The 16,583-nt window shown below is 71.2% G+C and carries 15 protein-coding genes; 9 read left to right on the forward strand and 6 right to left on the reverse strand.

Going from position 1 to position 16,583, the window contains the following annotated elements:
• The first annotated feature begins 55 nt into the window (after positions 1-55).
• A complete protein-coding gene (locus ACGFY9_RS37185) occupies positions 56-364 on the forward strand; it encodes a hypothetical protein (protein ID WP_393761708.1) in 309 nt (102 codons plus the stop codon).
• A gap of 113 nt (positions 365-477) precedes the next feature.
• A complete protein-coding gene (locus tag ACGFY9_RS37190) occupies positions 478-1,413 on the forward strand; it encodes a DUF5829 family protein (protein WP_393761914.1) in 936 nt (311 codons plus the stop codon).
• Between the two features lie 63 nt (positions 1,414-1,476).
• Here ACGFY9_RS37190 and msrA read toward each other — a convergent pair whose 3' ends face one another.
• From msrA to ACGFY9_RS37210, 4 genes are all read right to left on the reverse strand, one after another.
• Positions 1,477-1,989 (reverse strand): peptide-methionine (S)-S-oxide reductase MsrA, encoded by a 513-nt coding sequence (gene msrA / locus ACGFY9_RS37195; protein ID WP_393761710.1) that lies wholly within the window; start codon positions 1,987-1,989, stop codon positions 1,477-1,479.
• 87 nt (positions 1,990-2,076) lie between these two features.
• Positions 2,077-3,609, reverse strand: coding sequence for an amidase (locus tag ACGFY9_RS37200; protein ID WP_393761712.1), 1,533 nt, complete (start codon positions 3,607-3,609; stop codon positions 2,077-2,079).
• Positions 3,610-3,688: 79 nt separating this feature from the next.
• Positions 3,689-4,912 carry a glycosyltransferase family 4 protein gene (locus ACGFY9_RS37205; protein WP_393761714.1) on the reverse strand — a complete coding sequence of 408 codons (1,224 nt, stop codon included), beginning with the start codon at positions 4,910-4,912 and terminating at the stop codon, positions 3,689-3,691.
• A gap of 31 nt (positions 4,913-4,943) precedes the next feature.
• Positions 4,944-7,121 (reverse strand): glycogen debranching N-terminal domain-containing protein, encoded by a 2,178-nt coding sequence (locus ACGFY9_RS37210; protein WP_393761716.1) that lies wholly within the window; start codon positions 7,119-7,121, stop codon positions 4,944-4,946.
• Positions 7,122-7,405: 284 nt separating this feature from the next.
• Between ACGFY9_RS37210 and ACGFY9_RS37215 the strand changes: the two genes are divergently transcribed.
• Complete coding sequence (locus ACGFY9_RS37215) at positions 7,406-10,390, forward strand: tetratricopeptide repeat protein (RefSeq protein WP_393761718.1); 2,985 nt, start codon at positions 7,406-7,408, stop codon at positions 10,388-10,390.
• 48 nt (positions 10,391-10,438) lie between these two features.
• On the opposite strand, the gene ACGFY9_RS37220 is transcribed toward ACGFY9_RS37215, so the two are convergent.
• Positions 10,439-11,275, reverse strand: coding sequence for a helix-turn-helix transcriptional regulator (locus ACGFY9_RS37220; RefSeq protein WP_393761720.1), 837 nt, complete (start codon positions 11,273-11,275; stop codon positions 10,439-10,441).
• 109 nt (positions 11,276-11,384) lie between these two features.
• Here ACGFY9_RS37220 and ACGFY9_RS37225 point away from each other — a divergent pair, with 109 nt between their 5' ends.
• The 3 genes from ACGFY9_RS37225 to ACGFY9_RS37235 all read left to right on the forward strand — a co-directional run bounded on the left by ACGFY9_RS37225 (position 11,385) and on the right by ACGFY9_RS37235 (position 12,903).
• Positions 11,385-12,149 (forward strand): SDR family oxidoreductase, encoded by a 765-nt coding sequence (locus ACGFY9_RS37225; protein WP_393761722.1) that lies wholly within the window; start codon positions 11,385-11,387, stop codon positions 12,147-12,149.
• Between the two features lie 176 nt (positions 12,150-12,325).
• Positions 12,326-12,496 carry a hypothetical protein gene (locus ACGFY9_RS37230; protein ID WP_393761724.1) on the forward strand — a complete coding sequence of 57 codons (171 nt, stop codon included), beginning with the start codon at positions 12,326-12,328 and terminating at the stop codon, positions 12,494-12,496.
• The gene (locus tag ACGFY9_RS37235; RefSeq protein ID WP_393761726.1) at positions 12,481-12,903 is read left to right on the forward strand and encodes a hypothetical protein; all 423 of its coding nucleotides are present in this window, start codon (positions 12,481-12,483) and stop codon (positions 12,901-12,903) included. The genes ACGFY9_RS37230 and ACGFY9_RS37235 overlap by 16 nt, the downstream gene beginning before the upstream one ends.
• A gap of 1 nt (position 12,904) precedes the next feature.
• Here the strand turns inward: ACGFY9_RS37235 and ACGFY9_RS37240 are convergent, their stop codons facing one another.
• On the reverse strand, positions 12,905-13,300 hold the full coding sequence (locus ACGFY9_RS37240) for a VOC family protein (RefSeq protein WP_393761728.1): 396 nt from the start codon (positions 13,298-13,300) through the stop codon (positions 12,905-12,907).
• Between the two features lie 118 nt (positions 13,301-13,418).
• Here ACGFY9_RS37240 and ACGFY9_RS37245 point away from each other — a divergent pair, with 118 nt between their 5' ends.
• From ACGFY9_RS37245 to ACGFY9_RS37255, 3 genes are read left to right on the forward strand one after another with little or no spacing between them, the layout of a single operon-like run.
• Positions 13,419-14,441, forward strand: coding sequence for an ABC transporter substrate-binding protein (locus tag ACGFY9_RS37245; RefSeq protein WP_393761916.1), 1,023 nt, complete (start codon positions 13,419-13,421; stop codon positions 14,439-14,441).
• Positions 14,442-14,473: 32 nt separating this feature from the next.
• On the forward strand, positions 14,474-15,463 hold the full coding sequence (locus ACGFY9_RS37250) for a FecCD family ABC transporter permease (protein WP_393761730.1): 990 nt from the start codon (positions 14,474-14,476) through the stop codon (positions 15,461-15,463).
• Positions 15,460-16,497, forward strand: a complete 1,038-nt coding sequence (locus ACGFY9_RS37255) for a FecCD family ABC transporter permease (protein WP_393761732.1) — start codon at positions 15,460-15,462, stop codon at positions 16,495-16,497. Before ACGFY9_RS37250 ends, ACGFY9_RS37255 begins: the two co-directional genes overlap by 4 nt.
• The last annotated feature ends 86 nt before the right edge of the window (positions 16,498-16,583 follow it).

Below are 16,583 nucleotides of genomic sequence, written 5' to 3' on the forward strand. Positions count from 1 at the left end.
GCACCGCCTGCCAGACGTACGCCGAGGACTCAGTGGGGTCGTGAGAGAGTGCTGCGTGGTTCATCACTTGCGCTTCTTCTTCGAAGCCGGCGTGGACGTGCCGTTGTGGCCGGACGACATGGACAGCCCCTACGGCTACCCCTGCGAGCTGGCGCGCCTGCCGATCACCCCGGCCCTCCAAGCCGAGCTGGCGAGGCTGAGCGAGCGCTACCAGTCGTCGATCGACTGGGATTGTCCGCCGGACCCGTCTCCGTGGTCCGACGAGGAACTGCAGCTGTTCAAGCGGCAGGCGCAGGCCGCGCTGGAGGCGCTGCGCCGTGAGCTGGGCACCGGCTGGGTGGTCCGGGACGAGAGCCTGTTGTAGTCGGCGTTCTTCGCGCTCGCCGTGTCAAGCATTTCGACCTCGTTCAGAAGGAACGGCGGCCGCCCTCTCGCCGCCCTACGATCCCGCACATGCTGATTCGTCGCACACTACGGATGATCATCGTGCTCGCTGTGGCTCTCGCCGGAGCGATCGGGGGCGGGGTGGGGACGGCACAGGCCGAGGGGACCCGGGGCTCGGGCGGCTCGTACGATCGGCAGCTGCTGTTCTACAACCACTCCTTCGGCGTCTTCGACCGGGAGACCGCCGACGCCATCGAGCACTCCGACTACCTGCGGGAGTTCGCCAACTTCCAGGTCCGCACCACGACCGGCAGCGGCGGCCAGACCTGGACCGGCCGCTATCTGATGGGCCGCCAGACCTACCTGGAACTGCTCGGGATCGGTGACGTCCCCGGCCAGGACGGCACCCTCGGCTCCGCCGGACTCGGCCTCTCGGTCGAACACGCGGGAGACCTGGCGACAGTCAAGGAACGGCTGAAGGACGAGGGGGTCGCCGAGCCCATTGACTTCCTCCAGACCAAGGACTTCGGTGACGGTGTGCCCGTGCCGTGGTTCGACGCCGTCCTCACGACCACTGAGTACGACGCCTTCGACGCCTGGGGGATGGAGTACCGGCCGGAGTACTTCGCCGACCCGCGCAGCAACACCGAGCCGCCGAGTTTCCCCGGTGACGTCGGCCGGGAGCGCTACCTCTCCGACGACTACCGCACCCACCTCATGCGGGACGTGACCGCCGTCCGGATCGCGGTCACCGCGGGCGACCTCGCCGACACCGTGCCGCTGCTGCGGGCCGGCGGGTTCACCGTCCGGACGGTGGCGGGCGGCGGGGTCGTCGCGGAGGGCGGCGGCACCACGATCCGCTTCGACGTCGTACCCCGCGAGCAAGCGGGATACGAGCAGGTTGACATGTCACTCAACCGGCCCGTGAAGGACCGGCACGTGGAGCGGATCGGCAACTCCACCCTCACCGTCGGCCCCGGCAGCCGTGCGGTGTGGACGTTCGCCAAGAACGGCACGACCGCCCGCTAGACAGCACCGTGCGCCCCCTTCCGCCCGAGGAAGGGGGCGCATGCCTGGGGATGCTGCCCGGTGTCAGCTCTCCGTGCGGGCCGGCAGTCGCCATCCCGGCCGCGGGAAGTGGCAGGTGTAGCCGTCCGGGTACCGCTGCAGATAGTCCTGGTGCTCGGGCTCGGCCTCCCAGAAGGGACCGACGGGCTCCACCTCGGTGACGACCTTGCCCGGCCACAGGCCCGACGCGTCCACGTCCGCGATCGTGTCCTCGGCGACGCGCTTCTGCTCGTCGTCGACGTAGTAGATCGCCGAGCGGTAGCTGAGGCCGATGTCGTTGCCCTGGCGGTTCTTGGTGCTGGGGTCGTGGATCTGGAAGAAGAACTCCAGGAGCGCGCGGTAGTCGGTCTGCTCCGGGTCGAAGAGGATCTCGATGGCCTCCGCGTGCGTGCCGTGGTTGCGGTACGTCGCGTTCGGCACATCACCCCCGGTGTAGCCGACCCGGGTCGCCGTCACGCCCGGCAGTCGGCGGACCAGCTCCTCCATCCCCCAGAAGCATCCGCCCGCCAGCACGGCCCTCTGCGTCTGCGCAGCCATCGCGACCCTCCAATTTCCGTCAGCTCGATCACTCGGGCGGTTCGGTCACTCGGCTCGTACCTCACCGGCATCCTCTACCCAGTGTGCTCAACGCACGAGGGGTCCGCGCGATTCCGCGGCGACCTGGTCCTCCTGGCCCGCCGGATCCCCCTGTGCGCCCTGCCCCGGCGCCCTGAACCCGCCGATCCGCTCCTCCAGCAGTTCCGCCAGCCGCAGCGGGGTCCGGTCCTCGAACATCGGGCCGACGATCTGCACCCCCACCGGCAGCCCCTCGGGCGACCGCCCCGCCGGTACGGCCGTGGCGGGCAGCCCGGGCATGGTGGCCAGGCCGGCCCAGACGAGCTGGTCGAAGTACGGGTGCGCCACGCCGTCGATGTCGAGCCGGCGTGCCAGCGGATCGGGGTTGTGGTCGTGCGGGAACGCGGGCGTGGGTGTGATGGGGCACACCACGGCGTCGAACGATCCGAAGAGCCGCCGCCAGCCGTGCCGGTGCAGCTCCCGGCGGTTGTTCACCTCCATCCAGTCCCGGTGACTGAGCACCATGCCGCGCAGCCGCGCCGCGTCGAGGCTGCGGTCGTCCGCGCTCAGTCCCGCGGCGCGGGTGCGAAGGTGCTCGTACTCCTCGACGGGAAACCGTGCGACGGAGCCCGAGAACAGCAACTGCGTGTAGAGCAGCGCCGCTTCGGTGAGATCGGGCAGCAGTGGCGTGTGGCGTTCGACGCGGGCACCGGCGTCGGCGAGCGCGTCGGCCACCCGGTGCACGCCCGCCCGCACCGCGGACCCCGTCGGGATGAGCGGATGCTCGTCGAGGACCAGGACCCGGAAGTCGCGGAGCCGCTCGTGGCGCGCGGGCGGCAGCGTCACGTCGTACGCCACGCCGAGGGTCAGCGGGTCGGGTCCGGCCATGACGTCGAGCAGGAGGGCGAGGTCGCGGGCGGTGCGCGCCATCGGGCCGACGACGGCGAGGTCGGACTCGACGGGGAGCGCCGGCGTGGTCGGCGGGACCATGCCGCGCATGGCCGCCAGCCCGAGCGTCGGCTTGTGCGCGTAGACACCGCAGAAATGCGCGGGGGTGCGCAGCGAACCGGCGAGGTCGGACCCGATGGACAGCGCGCCGAACCCGGACGCCAGGGCCGCCGCCGATCCGCCGGAGGACCCGCCCGACGTACGGCCGTGGTCCCAGGGGTTGTTGGTGGTGCCGTAGAGCTCGTTGAAGCTCTGGATGTCCTGCAGCCCGAAGGGCACGTTGGTCTTGCCGAGGACCACCGCGCCCGCGGCCCTGAGCCGTGACACCTGCACCGCGTCCTCGGCGGGTACGTACGTCCGGTGCGCGGGCATGCCCCACGTCGTGGGCAGCCCGGCGATGTCGTACGACTCCTTGACCGTCACCGGGATGCCGAGCAGCGGCCGGTCCTCGCCGCGGGCGCGGGCCTCGTCGGCGGCGCGTGCGGCGGCCCGGGCGCGGTCGAAGTCCGGCACGCAGATCGCGTTGATCTCCTTGTCGTGCCGCTCGATACGGGTGATGGCCTCGTCGGTCAGTTCCGCCGAGGACACGTCACCGGCGCGCAGGGCGGCGGTGAGTTGTTCGGCCGTCGGGAAATTCCACGGGTTCGGCTCCATGGATCCGACCGTAACGACCATGCGGAGGAGCCACGAAATACCGCTTCGCGCAACGGGGTTGGCGCGTCGCGTCCCGTCGTCAGCCGCTCTGCGACAGGCCTTCGACGCTGTCCTTCATGAGGGCCGAGTACTGCGCGGCCATCTTGTCGACGTAGGTCTGGAGGTTGAACTGGCGCTCGACATGTCTGCGCCCTTCCTGGCCCAGCCGGTGGGAGAGCCCCGGGTCCAGGAGCAACGTCCGTACCCGGTCGCTCAGTTGGCCGAGATCCCCGGGTGTCACCACGTATCCGGTCCTGCCGTGGACGACGGTTTCCGGCAGGCCCCCGGTGGCCGTGACGACGACGGGGCGGCCGGCGGACATCGCCTCCAGGGGAGCGAGCCCCAGCGGCTCCGGGTAGTCCGAGGGGTAGACCACGACGTGGGACCGGGCGTAGAGGCCGGGCATCTTCTCCTTGGGCGCGGGCACCAGGTCGACGTGGGACCGCAGTCTGAGGTCGTCGATCAGCCGGTTGAGCCGTACGAGGAAGCCCTGTTGTTCCTCGTGCCAGTCCACGACCTCGTGCGGGCTGGTCAGGACGAGGCGGACGGACAGCCCGCTCTGTCTGAGCGCACCGATCATGCGGATGGCCAGCTCCGCACCCTTGTCCGGGATGAGGCGGGCCGGCAGGAGGACGGTACGGGGACCGTCGTCCCGGGCCGGCGGCAGATCGCGGAACCGGCCGGTAGCGATGCCCAGATAGACGCGGCGGGCGCGGATGCCGAGGTGCGTCCGGCAGGCGAACGCGAGGTATTCCGAGACCACGAAATGGCCGTCCCAGGAACCGCAGAACTGAGCGGTCCACGGGTCCTCGGGCCAGATGCTGTGGTACGTGTGCAGCAGCGGCGTACCCGTGCGTTCCCTGAGCCGGCTGAGCGCCAGGGCCGGTACCGGGGAGAAGTGGTGCAGGTTGTGGCCGTGCACGAGCTCGATCCCCCGGGTGTCCACCACCCGCGCGAACCACGCGTGCAGCTCGGCGGCCTGGCGCTCCTCGGCGGGCGTCACCCAGCTCCGCCCGCCGCGGGTCCCGCCCGGAGTGCCGGCGCGGTACTCGGTCAGCCGTAACAGGCGATGGCTGAGGATCTCGACCTGGTCGACCGCCTGCGGCCGCGGCTCGCCGGTCAGCAGGGTCACCCGGTGTCCCCGCCGCGCCAACGAGGCGGCGTAGTCGGCCAGATGGGATTCGACGCCGCCGACCGTGGGCGGAAAGGCCCAGTGCACGAGGGCTATGGAACGCCGGATGTCCGCCCGCCCGCCACGTACCACGTGTCTCCCTCTCCTCGGGGACCGCTCTGCCTCAGGTCGCGCAGGAACCTCCGGCGTCGATGCGCCACTCCTCGGTGTCGATGCCCCGTACCTCCGCGCCGCCATGGAGGTCGACGGTCACGTCGACGGATCGCTCGCCGAGCCTCAACCCCCGCACAGCGTAGGGTGATTCGAGACCCATGCGTGAGGGCGCGATCGGCCGTAGCGTCAGCCGGCGGTCGGGGACGTCGGCGTCCACCCGGAGCATCGCGGAGCAGAGCAGCGCCGCCGAGGCGGCCGCCCAGGCCTGCGGCCGGCAGGAGGGCGGATACGGGGCCGGCCGACCGAAGCGGGAGTTCGGGTAGACCGCGTAGAGCTCGGGCAACCGGTAGTCGAAATGCCGGGCCGCGTCGAGCATCCCGCCGAGCAGGGTGGCGGCCTCGTCGACGAATCCCGTGGCGGCGAGCCCGTGCACGGCGATCGCGGAGTCGTGCGCCCAGACCGATCCGCCGTGATAGCTGAACGGATTGAATCCGGCCAGGTCCGCGGAACGGGTGCGGATCCCCCAGGGTGTCCGCAGTCCGTCCGACATGAGCGCCTCGGCCACCGCCCGGTGTTCGTCCTCCCCTTGGAGGAGGCCGGAGTTCAGCAGGTGCCCCATGTTGGAGGCCCTGCCGGTGACGGGACGTCCGGTCCCGTCGACGGCGATGGCCGGATAGCGTCGGCCGTCCGGCTCCTCGACCCAGAAGGACCGCTGGAAGGCGGCGCGCAGGCGGGTCGCCCGCTCCCCCCACAGCTCGGCCTGCTCCTTCTCGCCCTCGATCGCGGTGAGGAGTTCGCCGAAACCGACGGCGGCCCGGTACGCGTACCCCTGCACCTCGCACAGGGCGATGGGTGGATCGACGCGGCGTCCCTCGGCGTCACGGATCGCGTCGGGCGAGTCCTTCCAGCCCTGGTGCAGAAGACCGTCGGCCCTGCCCCTGCCGTAGCCGATCAGGTCGTCGGGGCCCAGGGTGTCCGCGACCCACTCCATCGCCGCGCGGGCGTGCGGCATGAGGCGCCTCACCTCGTCCTCGGCGAGACCCCACTTCCAGGCCTCGTGCAGGAGGACGACGAAGAGGGGAGTCGCGTCCACGGACGCGTAGTAGCGCGCCGGGAGCACCATGCCGTCGCCGTGCCGGGTCTCGGTCGGCCGCAGCTCGTGCAGGATCCGTCCGGGGGCCTCGTCCGTGAACGCGTCGTGGCGCCTTCCCTGACGGCCGGCCAGCGCCCGGAGTGTGCCGCGGGCGAGCCCGGTTCCGAACGGCAGCATCATGCGGGCCGCCCAGATGCTGTCACGGCCGAACAGTCCGAGGAACCACGGGCATCCGGCGGCCACGAACTGGTTCTCGGGCTCGTCGGCGGAACCGGTCGGCTCGGCCAGCCGCAGCGCCTCCAGGTCGGCCAGCCCCCGCGTGAGCAGAGCGGCCATGTGCTCGTGCCCGGTCACCTCGACCCGCCCCCACGGAGCGGGCTGCCGCGGCGGTACCGGGTAGCCCGCCACCGTCGTGGTCTTGCCCTGCACGAGCAGTCGTACGGACCACTCCTCACCCGGCTGCAGCCGCAGCTCCCAGCGGAACTCCGCCCGCCCCGGCCGGTGGTCGTCCAGCGTGATCTTCGGTTCGGGCCCGCCGTCGTGCGGCGGAACGGGCTCGGCCCGCAGCACGACCTCGCTGTTGTCGTGCGGACTGTGCCAGCGCACCGCGGGAACGATGCCTTCGCCGTGTTCGCAGGGGATGTCGGCGGCCGGGTGCCCCGCCTTGATCGTGGCCACGTCGGCGAGGTCGGTGGCGGCCAGCACCGAGACGGTGAACCGCGCCGCCTCGGGTCCGACGTTCTGCAGCAGGACGACGTCACCCGACTCCGCGACATCCGGACGCGTGACCGTGCGGTCCCGCGCGACCAGCAGCCAGGGGGCGGAGGTCGGGTCCTCGGACGACCTGCACATCGCCTGGAAGAACGCCTCCCGGGAGCCCTCGGGGCGATGGGCGACGTGTTCCGGTTCCTGGTCGTCGACGAGCAGCCGCAGTGTGTGGAGGAGCCTTCGGTCCTGGTCGTAGAAGCCGTCGACGCCGTTGCCCCGCAGCTGGCCGTCCCGGGGCGACAGCGCGAACGACGGCGCGGCCAGGCAGACCACCGAGTCGTCCAGGAACGGCTGACGGCCCGGCGGGAGGGAGGCGGAGTCGATCACTGGTGGCACCTTTCCACAACGCTGCGAGGCCAGCTGCGCCGGTGCCGGCTCGGCCCGTCGAGCATGCGTCGCATCCTCCCGAAACGGCGAGGGAGAACGTCCGGAAAAACACCTGAGACAGCCACTTGATGGTGAATCACGATAACGGCTCGCCGACGCGACAGCCATCATGCGGCGCCGTGCCGGGCGTTCGCAGGAGGTTTGCGCAACGGAGGCGTCAAGAGCCCCTTCTCGCCTCATACTTGTTCTTCCAAACGGGGAACGGTGTTGGGCAGGGGGATCCCATGCGCCGTAACAGTCGGGGCGCACGACGTCTGAATCAGGTGCTCGCGGTCGCGGGCGCCGCCATCGCCGCGGGCGCGCTCGCCGGGGTCAGGTTCGTCGAAGGCGGATGGCAGTTCCTGGTGATCTGCCTGCTGGCCCTGGGGACCGGCCTCGGTGCCTACACCGGGCGCGCCTTCCAGAAACAGGCCGAGGGGCTACCGCCGCAGGTGCTGATCAGTCATCCCCACGGTGACGAACCGTGGGCGCACTGGCTCGCCTGGCGATTACGGCGCAGCGGGTATCTGACCTCCACCCGGCCGTGGGCGACCGCGGAGCACCCGGTGCCGCCGCCTCCCGAGGTGGCCCCCGATCATGAACTGATCATTGTTTCCCGGATGTTGGACGACCTGAATCACCATCCGGGGCTCAGTCGCATCACCCGCAGCCGCGGCAGATCCGCCCTCGTTCTGGTGACGGCGCACCACGACCCGCCGTTGACGCGATGGGCCGGCTGCGAGGTGCTGACGCTGGCCGGGCGCGACGCCGACGACGCGGCCGCCACCGTCGACGCCCGCCTGCACCAGGCGGGCGCGGTGCCGCTCCCGGCGTACACCGCCCCCCACATCGTCGGCGAGGTCGAACCGCGCTATCCGGCGAGGGGCCCGCTGATCAGCAACTTCGACCGGCGCGGGGCCTCCCACTTCACGGCCCGCCGCAGGGAACTGGCCCTGTTGCGCGAGGTCCTCGGCACGGTCAATGTCTCGCGCGACGTACGTACATGCGCGATCCACGGGCTCAGCGGCATCGGCAAGACCCGCCTGGCGCTGGAGTACGCCCGCAGGTACGAGGACCTCTTCGACGTCATCTGGCGGGTGGAGGCCGCGCACGCCCCGACCGCCCGCGCGAGCCTTCTCGATCTCGCGCACCGGCTCCACACGGCCCGCGACCAGCCCGCGGGCAGCACCGCGCAGCACGACGACCGGGACCCCGAACAGACCTTGCAGGAGCTCCTGTCCAACGAACTGCCCAGGACCAGGGCGCTGCTGATCTACGACGGGGCCGAGGACGACTCCGCCATCCGCCAGTTGCTGCCGGACGCCGGGGACGGCGGCCAGGTCCTGATCACCTCGGTCAACCCCGTGTGGCAGCGGAGCGCGCCACGCCATCGCATCGCCCTGGAGGCGTTCACCACCGAAGAGGCCGTGGCCTTCCTCAGCGACGCGAGCGGCATCGACGACGAGGACGGGCTGGCGAGGATCGTCGACCAGCTGGGCCGGCTGCCTCTCGCGCTGGAGTCCGCGGCCGCGTCGCTGCGCGACGATCCCGACATCGAGGGGTATCTGCGGGCACTGGAGATCCGCTCGCAACTGGCTCCGTCCATCCACCCGGAGACGAGCCGCAGCGGTGCCCCCGCCTGGATCCTCTCCTTCAAGCAGGCGGAGGAGAAGGACGAGGTCGTGGGTCTGCTGCTGCGTCTGTGCGCCTTCCTGGCACCGCAGGGCATACCCGGTTACTTCTTCGAGGCCGACGGGGATCGCACCGATCTGCTGCCGGTGCGGCTGCGCGCCGAGGTGAAGGACCCGGCGCGGGGCCGCCGCATCAGGGAGACCGCCAGGAACTCCTCGCTGCTGACCGGCGAGGCGAAGCTCGTGATGCACGCGCAGGTGCAGGCGGTGATCCGCAAGGAGATGTCCGTCGCGGAGCAGACCGAGAACGCGAAGGCCGCGGCGTACCTGGTCAACGGGTGGTTCCCGCAGGACCCGGACCGGGAGGGGACCTGGCCGCAGTGTGTCGAACTGCTCCCGCACGCCAGGGCCGTGCTGGACCACTGCCGGGAGCTCGGTGTCGTCGACGCGAACACCTCGGATCTGCTGCAGAGCATGGGCGAGTACTTCCGGGTGCAGAGCGACCGCGCGGAGGCGGAGCGGCTGCTGACGGACGCCCTGGCACAGCGCGTACGACTGGGGGGCCGTAACACCTCACCGGTCGCCAACACCCTGGTGTCGCTCAGCCGGCTCAAGTTGCTGAGTGCCGAACTGCTCGAAGCCCGTACGTTCGCCGAGGAGGCACTCGCGATCCGCCTCCGCATCGACGGCGAGCGCGAGCCGCGCACGCAGGAGAGCCGGATGCAACTCGGGCGCGTACTGCGGGAACTCGGCGACTTCGACGGGGCGTCCGAGGCAGCGGCCGAGACGCTGCTACGGCTGCGACGGCTGGACGAGCCCAACCCGCTGAAGATCGCCGACGGTCTGGTCGAACTGGGTCTGGTCCGCTGGCGGCAAGGGCAGCTCCCCGCCTCGGTGGACCTGTACCGCGAAGCGCTGCGGCTCCTGGAGCAGACCCCGGGAGGAAGCGAGCCCGCGCGCCGCAACCCGACGGCGTTCGTCCACCAGTCGCTGGGGCTGGCCCTGCTGGACTCCCACGACCTGCAGGGAGCCGAACGGCACCTGCGGACCGCCCTGGACATCCTGGAACGCGCCGGATATGCGGCCGGGCACCCGGTCGTCCTCTCCTCGTCCGTTCATCTGGGCGAGACGCTCCGGCAGCGGGCGGCGAGGTTCCGGGGCAGCCGCGACCGGCGCTCCCCCAGCGCTCGTGAGCGGTCGTTCCCGGGGGAACGCGAGGCCGAGCGGCTGCTCGCGGAGGCGAAGCACATCTTCGACGAGGTGCTGTCCGCACCCCATATGAACGGCGACCGGGACCACCCCGACCGGGCCTGCGCCCTGGTCCGCTACTCGCATCTGCTGCACGAACTGGGCAACAGCGAGGCGGCGATGACGGAGGTCACGAACGCGATCGGGATCTACACCGGCAAGTACGGGGCCCAGCATCCCTATGTGGCCGAGGCCCGGTACCGCAGGGCACTGATCCTCAAGGGATCCGGCGGGCAGCCCGAGCGCTGGCAGGACGACCTGAGGACGGCCCGCGAGATCTACGGAGGGATTCATCCCGCGGATCACCCCCTCATCGAGCAGATCGACGAGGAACTGCGGGACACCCCCTGAGCGGGCGAGGTCACGATCGGTCCCGCACTTCCCCACGCGGCCGACCGGTCACTCCGCGTCCGTGTCCGTGGCCGTGTCCGCGAAATAGATCACCAGCGTCTGTTCCGGCTGTTCGGCCAGGTGGAAGGCCGTGTAGGTGTAGGTGACCGGGGTGGTGCGGCCCGGTGGGCGCAGGCGTTTGCGGCCACTGTGGCGGGCCTGTACCTCGTACCGCGGCCACCAGGAGCGGGCTTCCGGGCTGTGTTCGTGGAGTTCGTCGATGAGGCGGGTGTAGCGCGGGTCGGTGGGATGGCGGCCGGCCAGGGCGCGGAGGCGGGCCAGCAGACCTCTCGCCTCGGGTTCCCAGTCGGCCAGGACGTCCCGGGCCAGGGGTTCGAGGAACACCCAGCGCAGGAAGTTCGGGGGACGGTCCGTCGGGGCGGTGAGCTTCGGGAACAGGTCGGCGGCGGGCTGGTTGTGGGTGAGTACGTCGTAGGTGCCGTCGATGATGTACGCCGGGTGCGGCTGCAGGAGGAGAGGCACCGACGCCACCTCGGCGGTGAGGGGCTCGAAGGGCTCGGGGTCGGTCGGCGGGGTGTGGTGACCGGCCAGCCGGAGCAGGTGGTCGTGCTCGTGCCGGTTCAGACGGAGTACCGAGGCCAGGGACTCCAGTACCTGTTCGGAGGCGCGGATCTCCCGCCCCTGTTCGAGGTACGTGTACCAGGTCGCGCTGATCCCGGCGAGCAGGGCGAGTTCCTCACGCCGGAGACCTGGTGTGCGGCGGCGGCCGGTCTGCGGGAGGCCCACCTCGTCCGGCGTGACGCGTTCCCTGCGGCTGCGCAGGAACGCGCCCAGTTCCTGCCGTCGGTCCGGCTGTTTCGTCGCCTGTCGCGCATGGTTCGGCATCTGTGTGGCAGCCCTGATTCCAGAATAAACACGGTCTGGATACCAGGCTAAATGCCCTCCAGACTGAGGCCAAGGGGACGAGCGGGCAACAGCAACCAGGAGGACCACCATGTCCGGATTCGACGCAGTCAATGGCAGCGACGGGATCGACGGCAAGGTCGTGGCGATCACCGGTGCCGGCAGCGGCATCGGTGAGGCGACCGCGCTGCTGCTGGCCGAGCGGGGTGCGCGGGTGGTGCTGGGCGGGCGTCGGGCGGAGCGGCTGGCGGAGGTGGCGGCCCGGATCGAGAAGGCGGGCGGTGTCGCCGTACCGATCCGTACCGACGTGACCCGGCGCGACGACCTGCACGCCCTGGTCGCGCTGGCCCGTGAGCGGTTCGGGCGGCTCGACGTGCTGTTCGGCAACGCGGGGGCCGGCCCGATCTCGCCCCTCGACGATCTGCGGGTCGACGAGTGGGACGAGATGGTCGAGGTGAACGTGAAGGGGCTGCTGCACGGGATCGCCGCCGCGCTGCCGGTCTTCCGCGCGCAGGGCTCCGGCCACTTCGTCACCACCGCGTCGACGGCCGGGCTCCGCATCGTGCCGAACATGGCCGTTTACGCCGGCACCAAGTTCGCGGTCCGGGCCATCTGCGAAGGCCTGCGCCAGGAAGCGGGTGAGTCCCTGCGGGTCACCACCGTCTCCCCCGGTGTGATCTCCACCGACTTCGCCGAGGCCTCGACGAACAGTCGGGTCAGGCAGCAGATCACGGACATGCGGGACCGGCTGGCGATCCCGCCCGACGCGATCGCCCGGGCCGTCGCCTTCGCCATCGGGCAGCCGGCCACGGTCGACGTGAACGAGATCGTCGTACGACCCACCGCCCAGGCCTGATCCGCATCGGCCCCGCCGTCGACCGCTCTCGCAAAAGGGTGTGACAGACCGAGCCGAGCGAGCCCATCGCACCCAGCACCTTCCTCATCGGCGGCGGATGGGCCACTCCCGTCGTCCACGAACCCTTCCTCCGCGCCGCGGGTAAGTCCGCCGGGTCCGCGCCCCGTATCGCCTGCGTGATCGTCGACGAGGGCGAGGGGGACGGGGAGCGTCAGTTCGCCCGCTACGAGGGCGCGTTGAGGAGTGCCGGCGACTGCACACCCATACCTGCGCTCGTGCCGATCGGCGGGCGTTTCGACGTCGAGGCGGTCTCGGAGGCGACGGGCTGCTCGTGTGCGGTGGGCTGACCCCCGCCTATCACGACGCCTTCGCGGACTGCCTCGACCGGTTGCCGCGGCTGCTCGCCGAACGGGGTGTCCCGTACGCCGGGTTCTCCGCCGGGGCCGCTCTCGCCGCGCGGTCGGCTGTCGTCGGGGGGTGGCTGCTCGACGGCGTGGCGGTGTGCCCGGAGGACACCGCGGAGGACCTGGACGAGATCGCCGTACGGGACGGGCTCGGGCTGGTGTCCTTCGCCGTCGCCCGGCACCGGCTCCCCCACGGCGTCGCCCTCGACGAGAACACACTGGTCGAGGTGGCGGCGGACGGCCGTGCCCACGTCTCCGGGCTGGGACGCGCGCACTCGGTACGGCCTTCGGCGGACGGCGGCGTGTTCGTACGGTCCTACGGCTCGGGCGAGTCCTTCCCCACCGCCTGAATCAGCCCCCGCTCCCGTACGGCCGGGTCAGGATCTCCAGGCTGTGGCCGTTCGGGTCGTCGAAGTACGCGCCCCGGCCGCCGTCGTTCGTGTTGATCTCGCCCTCGCGGCGGTGCGCCGGGTCTGCCCAGTAGGTGAGGCCCGCCGCCTGGATGCGGCCGAAGATCGCGTCGAAGTCGTCCTCCGAGACCAGGAACGCGTAGTGCTGCGGAGTGATCTCGGCGAAGCCTGAACCGGGGTGGTCCATGTAGTCGAGGGTCACCCCGTTCGGGATCGCGACCGGGATGAACGGGCCGTATTGCGGGCTCACTTGGAGTCCTAGCAGGTCGGCGAGGAATCGGGCCGACGTGTGTTTGTCGTGCGCGGCGACGATGGTGTGGTTCAGCTGCACGGTCATCTGTTGTCCTCCTCATGCCCAAGCTACTCCGACGGCAAGTTAAGGTAAGCCTTACCTTGCCGGATTGATCGGAGAGACAGTGATAGCGCGTGCGTTCAAGAGGAAGGCTGTCACGGCGATGGTCGCCGTGTCCGCCGTCGGGGGGTTGCTGGCCGGGTGTTCGTCGTCCTCCGCCGACAACGATGCCGAGAAGACCGGCGAGGGCTCGCAGAACAAGGTGATCGGCGCCTCGGAGGGCCCCTCCGCCGCGCCCAGCACCCTCGCGACCGGCATGGGCTCGGACAACGACACCGACGGCGCCTTCCCCCGCACCGTCACGCACTTCGAGGGTGAGACGACCATCAAGTCGAAGCCCACGAGGATCGCCGTGCTCAGCACGGGACAGCTCGACGACCTGCTCTCCCTCGGTACCGTCCCGACGGCCACCACCCGCGCCGACAACGCCGGCCTCGTCCCCGACTACCTCGCGGACGCCTTCCCGGCCGACAAGTCGAAGCTCGCCGCGATGACGGACGCGGGCACGCGCCAGGCGCCCAACCTGGAGACGCTCGCCGCCGCCAAGCCCGACCTGATCCTCGCCAACGACTCGCTCGGCGACCTCTACCCGAAGCTGTCGAAGATCGCGCCGACCGTCATCACCGCAGGCAACGGCATCAACTGGAAGCGCGACCTCCTCCTCGTCGGCGACGCGATCGGCAAGGGCCGGCAGGCGCAGAAGCTGCTCGACGGGATCGTCGAGGACGCGGGCGAGAAGGGCGAGGCGCTGTCGAAGACCTCGGTGTCGATGCTGCGGTTCACGCCCGGCAGGACCCGGATGTTCGGTGTCTCCTCCTTCACCGGTTCCATCGCCGTCGACATGGGGCTCGACCGGCCCAAGTTCCAGCAGTTCAAGGCGATTTCGGAGGACATCGGCGCCGAGAGCATCGACAAGGCCGACGGCGACTGGATCTTCTACTCCGTGCAGGGCGACGCGGCCAGGACGGATGCCGCGAGCGTGCTCGCCGGGCCGCTCTGGAAGTCGATGAGCGCGGTCAAGGCCGGGCACGCCGTGAAGGTCGACGACGACCCCTGGTACCTCAACGCCGGCCCGACCGCCGCGCGCCTGGTCGTCCTCCAACTCGCCGAGGACATCAGCAAGTAGAGAGACGAAGCGACGAGCAACGGAACAGCGCAGTGAGCGTCAGACGTCTCGCCTGGTCGGCGGCCACCCTCGCGGTGGCCGCCGCCGTGCTGCTCAGCCTCGCCGTCGGCACGCGTCCGATCCCCCCGTCCGAGGTGCTCAACGCGCTTTTCCACGGCGGGAGTTCACCGGACGCCCTGGTCGTACGGTCGCTGCGGCTGCCCCGCACCGAGATCGGGCTGACAGCGGGCGCGGCACTCGGCGTCGCGGGCGCCGCGCTGCAGGCCGTCACCCGCAACCCGCTCGCCGACCCCGGCATCCTCGGCCTGAGCCAGGGCGCGGCGGCCGGCGTCGTCCTCGCCATCGCGACGGGCCTCGCGAGCGGTTTCACCGGCTACGTCTGGTACGCCTTCGCCGGCGCCGTCCTCGCCGCCTGTCTCGTCTACGGCATCGCCGCACGCGGCCGGGGCGGGGCCTCGCCGGTCAAACTCGCCCTCGCCGGTACGGCGTTGTCGGCGATGACGGCGGGTGGTACGACCGTCGTCCTGACCTCCAGCTCGGCCACCCTGGACCAGTTCCGGTTCTGGCAGGTCGGCTCGCTGAGCGGACGGGACGCCGACACCGTCGTGGAGATGCTGCCGTTTCTGGTGGCCGGGGCGCTGCTGGTGCTCGCCTGCGCGCGCGGGCTCGACGCGCTGGCCCTCGGCGACGAGACCGCGCGGGCGCTGGGGCACCGGGTGAGGGTCGTGCGGGTGTGCGCGGCGCTCGGCGCGACCCTGCTGGTGGCGTCCGCGGTGGCCGCCGCCGGTCCCATCGCGTTCGTGGGGCTCGCCGTCCCGCACCTGGCCCGGCGCCTCACCTCCGGCGGCCACCGTGCCCTGCTCCCGCTGTCCGCGCTGCTCGGCGCCGCGCTGCTGGTCGCGGCGGATGTGGCGGGGCGGGTCGTGCGCTCTCCCGCCGAGGTGCCGGCCGGGGTGATGACGGCGTTGGTGGGGGTGCCGGTGCTGGTCGTGCTGGTACGGCGGAAGGCGACGGCCGTATGAGCGCCACCGGTGTCAGCGTGCTGCGCCCTCACCCCTCCATCTCCCTTGTCCTGCACCGCCGTTCAGCCCTCGTGTCCGCAACTCTCGTACTCGCCCTGGCCGTTGCCATGACCGCCGCCGCCTGCTGCGGGCAGACCTACATCTCGCCCGGCGAGGTGTGGCACACGCTGCGTACCGGTTCGGGGCAATACGACCTTGTCGTCAACGAGTTGAGGGTTCCCCGGATCGTGCTCGGCGCGCTGGTCGGGGTCGCCCTGGGCCTCTCCGGAGCCCTCGTGCAGACCGTCACCCGGAATCCGCTCGCCAGTCCGGACGTGATCGGGGTCGGGCACGGCGCCGCCGCGGCGACCGTGCTCGCGCTGTCCGCCGGGGTCGTCAACTCGCCCAGCACCATGCCCGCCGTCTCCGTCCTGGGCGGACTCGCGGCCGCCGCGCTCGTCTACGTACTGGCCTGGCGGCACGGAATGCAGCCAAGCCGGTTCGTGCTGACGGGAGTCGGGATCGGGGTCGCGCTGTCGGCCGTGGTGCAGCTGTATCTGTCGGACAGCGAGCTGGAGGCGGCCGAGACGGTCAAGCTGTGGCTGACCGGTTCCCTCAACGGGCGGGGCTGGGAGCAGGCAGCGCCCCTGGCCGTCGTACTCCTGGTGTGTCTGCCCGCGTTGGTGTGGGCGAGCCGGGCCGTGCGGCCGCTCGGGCTCGACGCCGACACCGCCGCCTCGCTCGGGGTGCGGGTGGACCGGACGCGGCTCGCGGTGACCGTGCTCGGGGTAGTCCTGGCCGCTACGGCGACCGGGGCGGCCGGACCGATCGGGTTCGTCGCGCTGACCGCGCCGCAGTTGGCCCGGCGGCTCACCCGTACGCCTCAACTGCCGCTGGTGTGCTCGGCGTTGACGGGTGCGGTGATCCTGGTGGCGGCGGACCTCGCCGCGCGGACGATCCTGCCCCCGCTGGAGGTGCCGGTCGGCGCGCTCACCTCGCTCGTCGGTGGGCCGTATCTGTTGTGGCTGCTGGGGCGGAACAGGGCGGGGGGCTGAGGTTCGTCGGCGGGTGCGGGTACGTCGTGGTTGCTCGCGCAGTTCCCCGCGCCCCTAAAAGACGCGGGGCGACCGGTGTTTTTAGG

This window comes from Streptomyces sp. NPDC048504 (assembly GCF_043200035.1).
Taxonomy (GTDB): Bacteria; Actinomycetota; Actinomycetes; order Streptomycetales; family Streptomycetaceae; genus Streptomyces.

Excerpts from the sequence above, each read along its gene's own strand:
- ACGFY9_RS37190 (WP_393761914.1), top strand. The coding sequence starts at position 478 with ATGATCATCGTGCTCGCTGTGGCTCTCGCCGGAGCGATCGGGGGCGGG.
- msrA (WP_393761710.1), bottom strand. The coding sequence starts at position 1,989 with ATGGCTGCGCAGACGCAGAGGGCCGTGCTGGCGGGCGGATGCTTCTGG.
- ACGFY9_RS37200 (WP_393761712.1), bottom strand. The coding sequence starts at position 3,609 with ATGGAGCCGAACCCGTGGAATTTCCCGACGGCCGAACAACTCACCGCC.
- ACGFY9_RS37215 (WP_393761718.1), top strand. The coding sequence starts at position 7,406 with ATGCGCCGTAACAGTCGGGGCGCACGACGTCTGAATCAGGTGCTCGCG.
- ACGFY9_RS37220 (WP_393761720.1), bottom strand. The coding sequence starts at position 11,275 with ATGCCGAACCATGCGCGACAGGCGACGAAACAGCCGGACCGACGGCAG.
- ACGFY9_RS37225 (WP_393761722.1), top strand. The coding sequence starts at position 11,385 with ATGTCCGGATTCGACGCAGTCAATGGCAGCGACGGGATCGACGGCAAG.
- ACGFY9_RS37240 (WP_393761728.1), bottom strand. The coding sequence starts at position 13,300 with ATGACCGTGCAGCTGAACCACACCATCGTCGCCGCGCACGACAAACAC.
- ACGFY9_RS37245 (WP_393761916.1), top strand. The coding sequence starts at position 13,419 with ATGGTCGCCGTGTCCGCCGTCGGGGGGTTGCTGGCCGGGTGTTCGTCG.
- ACGFY9_RS37255 (WP_393761732.1), top strand. The coding sequence starts at position 15,460 with ATGAGCGCCACCGGTGTCAGCGTGCTGCGCCCTCACCCCTCCATCTCC.